Below are 11,928 nucleotides of genomic sequence, written 5' to 3'. Positions count from 1 at the left end.
AATATAATTAAATTTGCACCTCAATAAAAAATAAGAAATTAAAAGTTGTAGCAAGTTTATACCTTTTCATGTAAAAGCTTCAAAACAAACTACTTCATAACAAATAAAACAATTTAGAAATGAAAAAAGGAATTCACCCAGAAAATTACAGATTAGTTGCCTTCAAAGACATGTCGAATGAAGATGTTTTTATCACTAAATCTACTGTTGAAACGAAAGAAACTATCTCTGTTGACGGTGTGGAATATCCTGTATTCAAAATGGAGATCTCAAGAACATCACACCCATTTTACACAGGTAAATCTAAACTTATTGATACCGCTGGTCGTATTGATAAATTCAAAACTAAATATGCAAGCAGAGCTAAATAATTTTTTTGCTTCTACACATAAAAAAATCCCGAGCAATCGGGATTTTGTATTTTTACTTAATTTTGGAATTATTTAAAAAGACCTTCCAAAGGTTTTAGCTGACTCATATCCATGTCTGATTGCTGTAAAGCACTGAAAAGAGTCATGAATTGTTCTGGATTCATCTTATCACCGAGGATTCTCACTACAGCGAAACCATTTTCTTTTTGAGAACCATAAATTACAAATTCTTCGATCGCATCGTCTTTGCCGACAAAATAAACTGCTGCTCCGTCTTTACCATTACCAAACTTCATCAATTGTTGGTATTTTTCGTCCTTTAATATGGTTTTGACTTTCTCTTGCTCCGGAGCAAATTTTGCTTGATTTTGCTCATTTAATTTAAAAGCAAGCACATTCAATTTTTTAAATGATTTTAAGGCGTCTTGTTGTTCAAGAGTTAAAGCGTCCGGTTTAATATTTAAGATACTAGGCGAAACATCCATCGAAATAAAATCGGTTGATTCGGTATTCTCTACAAAATAGTTTTGTAAAGTTGGATTTTGATTGCATGCCATCAATAAGGTTATTGATAACAAAATGATAATTTTTCTCATTTTTTTAATTATTTTTTAACTTTCGAAGCTTTTTTCAAATCTTCACCGCCCGGAATGTTCATTTTCTCGGTTAAAATTGAAATATCATTCAATTCAAAATCACCGGTTAAGACCATTAAAACGGTTTCTTTGTCTTTCGGACCTCCTTCAATGAACATTAAAAGTTCTTTTACTCGTGTTTCGGTTGAGCCGGTTTTTACATGAATTTTGACACTTTTACCACCTTCAGAAATTCTCATTAATTCTTCCAATCCTGCCGTTTTTAAATGTTTGTCAACGGTAGCTTTCATGTCTGCCGTATATTTTGTGTTGGAAGTTACAAACACTTTTAGATTGTCCAATTTTTTTACGAGTTCCATATATTGTATGGCTTCTTTGTCGTTGGGATTCACCTTTACTTTACTCATCATTTCAAACATTTTTTTGTTGACGATGACAGTAGTTATATCTTCCGGTCCGTCAAATTTGTCGAATGCTGACTGACTAAATAAAACGGTTGTTACAAAGGTTAAAATTAGGGTTGTGATTACTTTTACCATGATTTTTTTTATTTAAAAATTACATTTTTTGATTTTTCATACTCATTAACGTATTCCAAGCTTTGAATGCCAACATTTACGTTTACAGAAAGCATGGCCAGTGCTTTTTGTGTTTCTCTGAAGGCAATTTCGGGATCTTCAAACGAACCAAGTTCATCTTGTTTTTCTGAAGGCTTGTCCCAAAAAGTTAGTATTCCAACTGCAACTATAAAACTGGCTGCAACACCAATCCAAGCGGTTTTAAATCGTTTATTTGATGGTAATGCAGGAGCTAAATTCATTTTTTCTGTTTTTGCAGCAGAAAAATAACTAAATATCGGTTTGTGTATCTCTAAATGTGAAGCAATATTTTCAGAGTTAAAATAGTCTTTTAATACTTGCTCTTCAACAATTGAAGTTTCTCCTTCAAAGTACTTTTCCAGCAGTTGTTCTATATTATTTGATTCCATAATTATGGGTATTTGTCATTTTTTCTCTAATTGTTTTTCGTGCTCTTGATAATGTGACTCTAATGGCAGCTTCATTTATTTGTAGAATTTCTGCAATTTCTTCAAACTCATAGGCTTCTATATCTCTCATTTGTATAATTAAACGTTGGTTTTCGGGCAATTCATTAATCAATTTTTCTACCCAACTCCACGAATCTTTATCTTCTGTTTTTTGATAAACACCACTCTCTTTATCGCGATAATTACTGTGCACAATCTTTAAATTCGAAGCTCTCCTCGACTTTAATTGATCCAAACAGTAATTCTTAGTGATGGCCATTGCCATCGCTTCAATACTTTTAAGTCCCTCAATCGTCTCTTTTTTATTCCACAATTTTACTAGAACTTCCTGGGTGGCATCTTCAGCTTCTTCCGCACTAACCAGCAATCTTTTTGCAAGACGAAACATCTTGTCTTTAAATGGTTGAATGATTTGAACAAACTCAGTTTGGTTCATTTTTCTGAATTAGGATATAAGAATAAGACGATTGATAACTTTTTTTGTAACAAACAATCCAAAATAAAACTAAAGTTGCTAAATTTACGTTTCAATAAAAAATGCTATGAGAGTATATTTGAAAATTACACTTGCACTGGTGTTATTCACTTGTGTGTTTATTTCCTGCGAAGATAAAGACGACATTCCGGTTCCTGCAAACTTAGAAGTGAATGATTTTGTTTGGAAAGGACTGAATTTGTATTATTACTGGCAAGCAGATTCGCCCGATTTGCTAGATACACGTTTTAGTACGCAAAGTCAGTTGAATTCTTTTTTAGATAACTATTCAGCTCCGGAAGATTTGTTTGAACATTTAATTGTCGACAGAACTATCGATCGTTTTAGTGTTATTTTTGATGATTATGATGTTTTGCAAGGAGTTCTTCAAGGTACAGCAAAGAACAATGGTGTTGATTTTGGTTTGGTTTACAAACAAGGCAGTCAAACAGAAATATTCGGATGGGTACGATATATTTTACCCAATTCTGATGCTTCAAGCAAACCAATTCAAAGAGGAGACATTTTTTATGCAGTCAATGGTACTCCACTTACGGTAAATAACTACCAACAATTGTTAAGTGCCGAAAATTACACTTTAAATCTAGCCGATTTTGACGGCGGAGCAATCACTCCAAACGGTGAATCGGTGAGTTTAACTAAAACGGAATATTCCGAAAACCCGGTTTATTATACAAACGTTTATACGTATGGTGATAAAAAAATTGGGTACTTGGTTTACAATGGCTTCTTTTCTGGTTTTGATTCACAGTTGAATCAGGCTTTCAATAGTTTTTCTGCTCAAGGAGTTACGCATCTAATTGTTGATTTGCGTTATAATTCAGGGGGTTCGGTCAATACAGCTACTTATTTAGCAAGTATGATTACCGGTCAATTTAATGGTCAGGTGTTTGCTAAACAGCAGTGGAATCAAAAAGTGGAGGATTTTTATAATGAAAACAACCCGGAGTTACTTATAAATAGGTATACAAATTCTTTAGGCAACGGTACACCAATCAATAGTCTGAACCTTACTAAAGTATATGTGATTACCTCAAAAAGTTCCGCATCTGCAAGTGAACTTTTAATTAATGGTTTGAATCCTTATATCGATGTGGTACAGATTGGAGATGTCACAACCGGAAAAAACGTAGGCTCGATTACCGTGTATGATTCACCTACTTTTGGTTCGCAAAATAAAAATCCGAATCACAAATATGCCATGCAACCTATAGTTTTGAAAATTGTCAATAAAGATGGATTTGGCGAATACCAAAACGGTTTGCAACCTTCAACTTTATTAAAAGAGAATTTAGGAAATCTTGGCACTTTGGGAGACGTTGATGAACCTTTACTTAGCACAACTATTGGAATAATCACAGCCAATGGTCGAATGGTTAGGCAACAACCTTCTTTACAAATGAGAGAATTTAAAAATGTCAAAGAATTGCGGACGTTGGGAACCGAGATGTATTTGGATAAGGTGCCGGAAGGATTTGACCAATTACTCAGAAAATAAAAAAGAAGAGGATGTTTATAGTAACATCCTCTTTTTTTAATTAAAGTAAAATCCACCCGGAATCACACCAACGATTTGTTGATTTTCTAAAGTACCGCTTAAAGAGTAAACATACACTTTGCCGTTTGAATTATAATCCGCAACATCGCCCACAAATATTTTATTATTTGCAATTGCAAAACTGTAAACACCATAAATTCCTTGTGCGGTAGTACTAAAAATAGGTGTTGAAGGAATGGTATTTGCATCAATTATTTTAGAAAAAATATCTGAATTTACTGTAAAATAAAATTTACTTTCAAATACTACCAAGTTAGAGGGATGGTTTTCTACCAAAAAAGGTAAGGCAGAAGTTACTGTATTGGTGGAAAGATTCACTTGAACAAGTGATCCTGATGTTTCAGTTGCAGGTTCTTCAACCCAAGATGGTTTCCCGCCACACAGCACATACAAATCGTTATTTACCAAAACCATTGAGTTTGGAACATCACCCACTTCTATCGATGTTACTGCATTTGAACCGGTTTGAATGACTGAAATAGTGTTTCCGAAATTGTAACCACCCATATGAGCAACATATAATTTGTTGTTGTGTTCTAAAATTCGTTCCGGCCCTTCAGCCACTGGTATTGTTGTTGTAACGGTGTTACTGTTTAGGTTCAACACTGCAATATAATCGTCCTGATCGTTTTCGGCATCACCCCAATTGGTCACATAGGCATTTCCATTTGAAAAAGCAATGTACCGCGGATTGGATAATCCGGTTGAAATCGTGGTCAAATGTTCTAATGTGTAACGATTGACCACTTGAATAGTATTTGATAAGTTTACAACCACATAGGCTTTGTCACCATAAAATCCTACATCCTGTGCGGTATCTCCCAAAGGAACCGAAGGATTTACGGAACCAAAAGCATTCAATTCAAAAGTCGAAAAATCATTTGACCAATAGGAAATAGAGCTGTTTCCTCCACCAAAATTTCCTTGATTTAAGATAAGCAATCCATCATCATAGGCTCCTAAAGGTCCAGAAATACCATCGTCGTTGGTGCATGCTGTTAAGAATAATCCGCCAAGAGTGATTAGAATTCCAATTTTTTTTACGTTCATCATTATATATTTAGGGTTAGATATAGTTTAAAATTTCTTCCCGGCATTGGTCGGGAAAGTACATTTTGGTAGTTTTCATTACTCAGATTTAGAACTTGAAATCCCAGTAAGTATGTTTTCTTTTTGCCAAAATTGTAATCAAATCCAATGTTTGAAAGTGTATAATCGTCAAGTTTGTAAAAGTTGTCTGAGGAGGTAAATACTTCTCCGGTATACACCCATTGGTAATACGCTGTAAAACTTTTAAAATGGTAGGCAAGGTTAGCATTTGCCTTATGAAACGGGACGTAGGTGAGTTGTTTGTTGGTTTGATTATTTTCTGAAACAGTATAGGCATAACTCGCAGTTAATGAAAGTACTTGTTGGTTGAATGCTTTTTTAGTTTCCAATCGTGTTTCCAATCCATAGTTTGTAACGCCATGTGTATTCTCCGGTTGCCAAAGTCCGCTTGATGAGGGAATCCAACGAATCATGTCCTCTAATTTTATAAGAAAGCCCGTAACCACCAATTTTGAATTTTTAATAGTTACTTCGTTGCCAATTTCTCCTTGCATAGAGTGTTCCGGTTTTAAGTCACTATTTCCGCTTCCTTGCCAATACAAATCGTTGAAGGTTGGGATTCTGAAGTTTTTAGAAAGATTCCCTTTGAGGGTGTAAAAATCTTTTACTTGCAAGGAAGTTCCTGCTGAAAACAAGAGCGGACTTTCATACGAATCCGTTACTTCCTGACGAATGCCCAGTTCATAATTCCACTTAGTTGAGAGTTGGTGTTTCCAGAGCAAACTTGCGGTTCCTATGGTTCTTTTATCAGCAATCAAATCGCTTCCCTCCACAAAACTTTGGGTAAAATCAAGTAGCGAATTAATTTTGATGTTTTCACTTAAGGAGTATAAAAACTCATGTCTGAAAAACACGCTTTTGACTTTTCCGAAAGTGAATGTACTTGTATTCTTGTTTTCATAATACTTGTATTCTTCTGCTAGAAAGGCTGCTTTAACTTTTGAAGTAAAATTATTTTTGAAAAGAATCCATTCAAGCATATTTCGGGTATTGAAATCCAAGTATTTGTCGTTAGATTTAACAGTGATGGTGCCAGAAAAATGTCGCTCTCCGTTAAATAAATAGCTGTAAAATTTAATAAAATTAGACGCATTTATTTTGTGTCCGACACTAAAATTATAACTTTGATTGGCAAACTCACCGTTTTCATTTTTTTTATTGTAGCCCATGTATTCATAGTCGTTTTCAGAACTATTTGCCGAAATGCTCGCTTGAACAGCCCATTTTTCTTTTCCAATTTCAATTTGATAGTTTCCTCCAAAAGTTTCAAAACTTCCATAATTTAATCGTAATAGGTGAGAGGTTGGTGTATTAAACTTTAATTCGGAATTCAAATGAATGCTTCCGCCAATGGCTCCACTACCGTAAATTACACTTCCGCCGCCGGGTCTAATGCTGATATTTGTAAAATCAGTTGGGTTGATTGTATTGAAATCAGTTTGACCGTTTAGTTGCGAATTGATATTGATTCCATTCCAAATAACCGCTGTTTGTTGAGCAGTTGTACCTCTAAACGAGGCAGAAGAAACCATTCCCGCTCCATTTTCTTTGAAATAAATAGTAAAATTGGCCGATAATAGGGAGGTCAACGAACTTTGATTTTTGTTTAAAATACTGTCGTTGAAAATAGTTACAGTTTGCGATTTCGAAAAGTTTTTTAGTTGTGAATCGGAGACAATTACTTCGTTTAACCGAATAATCGAATCATTCTGTCCCCACGTAAATGAATACAGCAAAAAAGCCCAACAGCAATATAGATTTTTCCAAGTCATAATTTTCAAAACCTTTCTTCCCGAAGGTTTGATAGTTGTTACGTACTTGGCAGGTCTCCTGGCTTGCGTCTTGTTGTTGAACCTTCCCGTTCGCCGCGGCGAACAGTGGTATAAAAAGTGTAACAACAAGCTTGATAGCTTACAGTTGCGGGTACAGCTCAGGATTTAAACTAAATTCTAATTTTTAAATTCCAAATTCCAATTTGAAAAACAAAATATAAGAATACTATTCTCACCTGATTCCCTTTTAATGTACTACTGAAAAAGTCAGCAGTGCAACCTAAATACGAGTGTAAAAGTACTATTTTTAAAACGATATGGAACTTTTCAAAGTGTAATTTTCTATATTCTGTTGATTTAGCTCATACAAGTATAGACCGTTGTCGCCAATAGCATATAATTCATTTCCTTTGATAATGACATCAAAACAGTTCAATTGGATACTACCTACTACAATTGGTTCAGCAGGATTTTGAACGCTGAATATTTTAATTACATCGTCACAAACAAACAGATAGTCATTATATAGCCCTAAACCTCTCGGGAAGGTTAAATTTCTTTGATGAATTAAAATTGGATCTGTTAAGGAGGAAGTCTCATAGACCTGCAAAAGATTAGTGTTGTTGCCGCAAAAATTACTTGAATGTAGTGTAACAAAAGCATGCGTGTTGTTTGCCACCACGGGGTCACATGCAGTTACATGTTGTGCATTAGAAAGAAACTGCGGGTTTTCGGGGTTTTCTAGCGAATAAATATACATGCCATTCTGTGAACCCATGTAAAGATTTTCACCGTATATGTAAAGTGTTTCGATTGCAAATCCAACAAGTAAATCATTAACTTTAACCGGATTGTTGGTTTCGATTAACGAAAAAACATTTAAAGAGGTGTCATCAACCGTGTATAAATAATTTCCTTTTAAAGCAAAGATTGCCAAGGAGCCTCCTGTTCCGTCTCCTTTTGTAATTGAATCGGAATCAGTGGAGCAGTTGATAAAGACAAAGAAGAACGAAAGTAAAAATATTTTTTTCATGGCTTAGTTTTGTGTCCAGTTTACAACGATTTGATTTTGAGAAGTTGATGCCATATCTCCATTTGGTGATTTTTTTTCAGGAAAAACATCTCTGTCACGATCCTGAATGGCTAAAGCATTTGCAGATGTGTCATATAACAAAGTCAATAAATCAACTGCTTGATTGATATACAAAACATTATCCCTAATTGATAAATCAGTTGCACCCGGGACTTTTATGAATGCTACTGCTACCGGATTTGATGGATTACTGTAATTATAAACATGAAAACCTCGGTTTACATCATTAATAAATGTAAAACCATCCTTTATATAGATTTTACCTGCATTAACAATTGCTGTCGGAGGCAAGACTTCTAACGATTGTTCAAATTCTGAACGCTCCATTATAACCGGATTGTAACTTGCTATTGGTTCAAAATCATCGGGAGTGCTTGAAAGGAAACAGCTGTTCAATCCAACTAAACAAACAAAGGCAACTACTATTTTTTTCATGTTTTTTAACTTTATTGTTTACTAGATGGAACAAAATGATGATGGTTGCTTTCAACTGTATTATATTTCAAACATTTATTTTTTTAGTACTACTATTCAAAAACATAGTAGTATTTACTTGTTTTTGGACAGTTTTATAAGCAGCCAAATAAGTCCCACAATAAAGTGTAGTAGGATGATTCCACCAACGATATACATAAATGTACTTGAATCTCTCATGGTTTAAATTTTGTCAAAAATAGCACCAAAATTCAAGTTTCATTATAACATTTGTTACAAACAACTACATTTGTAAAAAACTTGATTGATGAAAATCCGTTTGCTGTTCGTTCTCTATTCATTCTTTCTATTGGCTTGCCAAAACAACAAAAAAAATGAAGATGTTTCCATTGTTGCCCAAAACAGTATTCGTTATGCAAACGGACTTTCCATTCAAAAATTTGATACGTATTCCGTAGTTACTGTTTCAAATCCATGGCCAACAGCAGCTAAAAATTATACTTATATTTTGCATCAAAAGGGTGCGGCAATTCCGGATAGTTTGCAGAATCATGCTGCCATTCAGGTCCCTATTCGGTCGATTGTTGTAACATCTACCACACATATTCCCGTTTTAGAATTACTTGGAGTTGAGAATTTTTTAGTTGGTTTTCCCAACACCAATTATGTTTCTTCTGAAAAAACAAGAGCTTTAATCGATGCAAAAAAAGTACGTGAGATTGGAACTAATCAAAGTCTAAATACCGAAGTTTTGTTGGATATGCAACCTGATGTTATTATTGGTTTTGGAGTAGACGGTGAAAAGAAAACGTACGACCATTTGCAGCAAAATGGGTTGAAAATTTTGTACAATGGCGATTGGACCGAGCAACATCCGTTGGGACGTGCGGAATGGATTCAGCTTTTTGGTGTTTTATTCGGAGTAGAAGATAAAGCAGATTTAGTTTTCAAAAAAATTGAAAAGGATTATTTTGATGCGGTAGAATTAGCAAAAAAAGCCGATTCAAAACCAACGATTTTAAGTGGAGCAATTTATCAAGACCAATGGTATTTGCCCCAAGGGAAAAGTTGGGCAGCTCAATTTTTAGATAACGCTCACGGCGACTATTTATGGAAAGATTCCGGAGGAACCGGAAGTTTGTCTTTATCCTTTGAAACTGTATTGGAGAAAGCACAAAATGCCGATTTTTGGATTGGTCCCGGACAATTCTCTTCTTTTGAGGAACTCGAAAAAGCGAATCCGAATTACAGCTATTTCAAAGCTGTTCAAACGAAAAAAGTATATTCCTTCAGTTCCAAAAAGGGAAAAACAGGCGGAGTCATTTACTACGAATTAGCATCAAGCCGACCCGACTTAGTTTTAAAAGATTTAATTAAAATTCTGCATCCCGAATTATTGCCGGAATATGATTTGTACTTTTTTGAACAATTGAACTAATAAAAAAAAATCTTTTAATTTTAGTCTTAGTATATTTACACTTTTCTTACCAAATCTTAATTTCTTAATGGTTTAAATTTGTGTTTAATCAAAAAAACAAAATACTCTTTTCCATTTTAAGTTTCGTTTTAATCGGAATGTTTTTTCTGAACCTCAGTTTGGGTTCTGTGTCCATCCCGACAGTTGCGATTTTTGATTCAGTGTTGGGTAATGAAATCAAAAGTTCTTGGGAAATTATTCTCTGGAATTTCCGACTTCCGAAAGCAATCACTGCTATTTTAGTAGGTATGGGATTGTCGATTTCAGGTCTGTTGATGCAAACGCTTTTCAGAAATCCATTGGCCGGTCCGTATGTGTTGGGGTTAAGTTCTGGCTCCAGTTTAGGTGTCGCTTTTATGATTATGGGAGCCGGTTTTTTACCTTCTTTTTTACTTTCTGATTATGGCATTGTCATTGCTTCTTCCATTGGAAGTTTTTTAGTTTTAATGGCGGTTTTGATAGTGTCACAAAAATTAAGGGATACGATGGCTATCTTAATTGTCGGACTCATGTTTGGCAGTTTTACTAGTGCCATCGTAAGTGTGTTGAGTTATTTCAGCACAGCTCAAGAATTGCAAAAATTTACCTTTTGGTCGATGGGAAGTTTAGCTAATTTATCATGGAATTCAGTTTTGATTTTGGCAGTTTGTTGTTATTTAGGATTGCTTTTGAGTATTTTGAGTATCAAACCCTTGAATGCATTACTTTTAGGTGAAAATTATGCGAAAAGTCTAGGGTTGAATTTTAAAAAAACCCGATTCATCATTATTTTTGCCACCAGTATTTTAGCCGGAAGCATTACCGCTTTTGCAGGTCCAATTGCATTTGTTGGTTTAGCGGTTCCGCATTTGGCAAAGTTGTTATTTCAGACGAGTAATCATTTCTTATTGTTTTGGAGTACGTTATTAATTGGAGCCATATTAATGTTGGTTTGCGATAGTATTGCTCAACTTCCGGGTAGTGATTATACATTACCAATCAATGCAATAACCTCAATGGTTGGAGCTCCGGTTGTGGTTTGGTTGTTAGTTCGAAAACGAAAAATAATGATTTGAAAACCTCAGAACCTTAGTACCTTTAAAAAATGAACATCCTTCAAACCCAAAATCTAAGTATCGGCTACTTTTCAAAAGCTCAAACAAAAGTGATTGCCTCTGATGTTTGTATTCATCTGGATGCTGGAAAATTAATTGGTTTAGTTGGAGCTAATGGTGTTGGAAAATCAACTTTGTTACGAACATTAACAGGTATTCAAAAACCACTTTCAGGAACTGTTTTGTTAAATGACAAACCTATAGAATCCTATCTGCCTTTGGCATTAGCCCAGCAAATCAGTGTGGTTTTAACTGAAAAATTACCACCAAGTAATTTAACGGTTTATGAATTGATTGCCTTGGGAAGGCAGCCGTACACCAATTGGTTGGGAACCCTTACCGAAGCAGATAAAAAACAGATTGTACAAGCAATTGAGTTGACAGAAATAGGTCAGCTAATTCATCAAAAGTATTATGAAATTAGTGACGGTCAACTGCAAAAAGTTTTGATTGCTCGTGCTTTAGCTCAAGATACGCCATTAATTATTTTGGATGAACCTGCCACGCATCTTGATTTGCTGCACAAAGTTTCGTTATTTAAATTATTGAAAAAGTTGACCATGGAAACGCAGAAATGCATCTTATTTTCGACGCATGATATCGATTTGGCTATTCAATTAAGTGATGAAATGATAGTGATGACAAATGAAAAAGTAATTCAAAATCAGCCTTGTCAATTAATTATAGACGGTACTTTTTCCAATTTATTCCCAACTGAAAATTTAAGTTTTGATTCAGAAAAGGGAAAGTTGATTATTCGTTAAACTTTTTGTTTTACAATCATTCACAATTTTCTTTTACTTATTTTTACTCCACTTAAAATCAATTCCAAATGTCAGATATTCTCATTTTTACACTAGTTTTTATACTTGCCCTAG

General features: G+C 34.5%; 13 protein-coding genes and 1 riboswitch. Of the genes, 5 read left to right on the top strand and 8 right to left on the bottom strand.

Going from position 1 to position 11,928, the window contains the following annotated elements; all coding sequences use genetic code 11:
• Positions 1-119 precede the first annotated feature (119 nt).
• Positions 120-371, top strand: coding sequence for a type B 50S ribosomal protein L31 (locus ACIQ2S_RS07010; protein ID WP_396174347.1), 252 nt, complete (start codon positions 120-122; stop codon positions 369-371).
• A 68-nt stretch (positions 372-439) separates the two neighbouring features.
• Here ACIQ2S_RS07010 and ACIQ2S_RS07005 read toward each other — a convergent pair whose 3' ends face one another.
• Genes ACIQ2S_RS07005 through ACIQ2S_RS06990 form a run of 4 tightly spaced genes read right to left on the bottom strand, consistent with a single transcriptional unit; the run spans position 440 to position 2,451 of the window.
• The gene (locus ACIQ2S_RS07005; RefSeq protein ID WP_396174344.1) at positions 440-967 is read right to left on the bottom strand and encodes a DUF4252 domain-containing protein; all 528 of its coding nucleotides are present in this window, start codon (positions 965-967) and stop codon (positions 440-442) included.
• Between the two features lie 8 nt (positions 968-975).
• Entirely contained in the window at positions 976-1,506 is a 531-nt protein-coding gene (locus ACIQ2S_RS07000; protein ID WP_396174342.1) for a DUF4252 domain-containing protein, read from the bottom strand.
• A gap of 8 nt (positions 1,507-1,514) precedes the next feature.
• On the bottom strand, positions 1,515-1,955 hold the full coding sequence (locus tag ACIQ2S_RS06995; RefSeq protein WP_396174340.1) for a hypothetical protein: 441 nt from the start codon (positions 1,953-1,955) through the stop codon (positions 1,515-1,517).
• Entirely contained in the window at positions 1,942-2,451 is a 510-nt protein-coding gene (locus tag ACIQ2S_RS06990) for an RNA polymerase sigma factor (RefSeq protein ID WP_396174337.1), read from the bottom strand. Before ACIQ2S_RS06990 ends, ACIQ2S_RS06995 begins: the two co-directional genes overlap by 14 nt.
• Before the next feature lie 106 nt (positions 2,452-2,557).
• On the opposite strand from ACIQ2S_RS06990, the gene ACIQ2S_RS06985 reads away from it, so the two are divergent.
• A complete protein-coding gene (locus ACIQ2S_RS06985) occupies positions 2,558-4,009 on the top strand; it encodes a S41 family peptidase (protein ID WP_396174335.1) in 1,452 nt (483 codons plus the stop codon).
• A 36-nt stretch (positions 4,010-4,045) separates the two neighbouring features.
• Here the strand turns inward: ACIQ2S_RS06985 and ACIQ2S_RS06980 are convergent, their stop codons facing one another.
• From ACIQ2S_RS06980 to ACIQ2S_RS06965, 4 genes are all read right to left on the bottom strand, one after another.
• A complete protein-coding gene (locus tag ACIQ2S_RS06980) occupies positions 4,046-5,119 on the bottom strand; it encodes a YncE family protein (protein ID WP_396174332.1) in 1,074 nt (357 codons plus the stop codon).
• 2 nt (positions 5,120-5,121) lie between these two features.
• Positions 5,122-6,951, bottom strand: coding sequence for a TonB-dependent receptor plug domain-containing protein (locus tag ACIQ2S_RS06975; protein ID WP_396174330.1), 1,830 nt, complete (start codon positions 6,949-6,951; stop codon positions 5,122-5,124).
• A gap of 30 nt (positions 6,952-6,981) precedes the next feature.
• Positions 6,982-7,250: riboswitch (cobalamin riboswitch) on the bottom strand.
• A gap of 8 nt (positions 7,251-7,258) precedes the next feature.
• Complete coding sequence (locus ACIQ2S_RS06970) at positions 7,259-7,984, bottom strand: hypothetical protein (protein ID WP_396174328.1); 726 nt, start codon at positions 7,982-7,984, stop codon at positions 7,259-7,261.
• Positions 7,985-7,987: 3 nt separating this feature from the next.
• Complete coding sequence (locus ACIQ2S_RS06965; protein ID WP_396174326.1) at positions 7,988-8,479, bottom strand: hypothetical protein; 492 nt, start codon at positions 8,477-8,479, stop codon at positions 7,988-7,990.
• Between the two features lie 307 nt (positions 8,480-8,786).
• On the opposite strand from ACIQ2S_RS06965, the gene ACIQ2S_RS06960 reads away from it, so the two are divergent.
• The 3 genes from ACIQ2S_RS06960 (at position 8,787) to ACIQ2S_RS06950 (ending at position 11,814) form a co-directional block, all read left to right on the top strand.
• Positions 8,787-9,917 (top strand): ABC transporter substrate-binding protein, encoded by a 1,131-nt coding sequence (locus ACIQ2S_RS06960; RefSeq protein ID WP_396174324.1) that lies wholly within the window; start codon positions 8,787-8,789, stop codon positions 9,915-9,917.
• A gap of 137 nt (positions 9,918-10,054) precedes the next feature.
• The gene (locus ACIQ2S_RS06955; RefSeq protein ID WP_396174349.1) at positions 10,055-11,011 is read left to right on the top strand and encodes an iron chelate uptake ABC transporter family permease subunit; all 957 of its coding nucleotides are present in this window, start codon (positions 10,055-10,057) and stop codon (positions 11,009-11,011) included.
• A 29-nt stretch (positions 11,012-11,040) separates the two neighbouring features.
• Positions 11,041-11,814: an ABC transporter ATP-binding protein gene (locus ACIQ2S_RS06950; protein WP_396174322.1), complete on the top strand. Its 774-nt coding sequence runs from the start codon at positions 11,041-11,043 to the stop codon at positions 11,812-11,814.
• Positions 11,815-11,928: the final 114 nt, after the last annotated feature.

This window comes from Flavobacterium sp., from assembly GCF_044371705.1.
In the GTDB taxonomy this organism is placed as follows: domain Bacteria; phylum Bacteroidota; class Bacteroidia; order Flavobacteriales; family Flavobacteriaceae; genus Flavobacterium.
Note: the sequence above shows the minus strand (reverse complement) of the source record. Positions and strands in the feature narration are given on the sequence as shown.

What these genes read in the sequence shown, in the direction of transcription:
- ACIQ2S_RS06950 (WP_396174322.1), top strand. Translation starts at nt 11,041, where the DNA reads ATGAACATCCTTCAAACCCAAAATCTAAGTATCGGCTACTTTTCAAAA.
- ACIQ2S_RS06955 (WP_396174349.1), top strand. Translation starts at nt 10,055, where the DNA reads ATGTTTTTTCTGAACCTCAGTTTGGGTTCTGTGTCCATCCCGACAGTT.
- ACIQ2S_RS06980 (WP_396174332.1), bottom strand. Translation starts at nt 5,119, where the DNA reads ATGAACGTAAAAAAAATTGGAATTCTAATCACTCTTGGCGGATTATTC.
- ACIQ2S_RS07005 (WP_396174344.1), bottom strand. Translation starts at nt 967, where the DNA reads ATGAGAAAAATTATCATTTTGTTATCAATAACCTTATTGATGGCATGC.
- ACIQ2S_RS06995 (WP_396174340.1), bottom strand. Translation starts at nt 1,955, where the DNA reads ATGGAATCAAATAATATAGAACAACTGCTGGAAAAGTACTTTGAAGGA.
- ACIQ2S_RS07010 (WP_396174347.1), top strand. Translation starts at nt 120, where the DNA reads ATGAAAAAAGGAATTCACCCAGAAAATTACAGATTAGTTGCCTTCAAA.
- ACIQ2S_RS06985 (WP_396174335.1), top strand. Translation starts at nt 2,558, where the DNA reads ATGAGAGTATATTTGAAAATTACACTTGCACTGGTGTTATTCACTTGT.
- ACIQ2S_RS06970 (WP_396174328.1), bottom strand. Translation starts at nt 7,984, where the DNA reads ATGAAAAAAATATTTTTACTTTCGTTCTTCTTTGTCTTTATCAACTGC.
- ACIQ2S_RS06990 (WP_396174337.1), bottom strand. Translation starts at nt 2,451, where the DNA reads ATGAACCAAACTGAGTTTGTTCAAATCATTCAACCATTTAAAGACAAG.
- ACIQ2S_RS06965 (WP_396174326.1), bottom strand. Translation starts at nt 8,479, where the DNA reads ATGAAAAAAATAGTAGTTGCCTTTGTTTGTTTAGTTGGATTGAACAGC.
- ACIQ2S_RS06960 (WP_396174324.1), top strand. Translation starts at nt 8,787, where the DNA reads ATGAAAATCCGTTTGCTGTTCGTTCTCTATTCATTCTTTCTATTGGCT.
- ACIQ2S_RS07000 (WP_396174342.1), bottom strand. Translation starts at nt 1,506, where the DNA reads ATGGTAAAAGTAATCACAACCCTAATTTTAACCTTTGTAACAACCGTT.
- ACIQ2S_RS06975 (WP_396174330.1), bottom strand. Translation starts at nt 6,951, where the DNA reads ATGACTTGGAAAAATCTATATTGCTGTTGGGCTTTTTTGCTGTATTCA.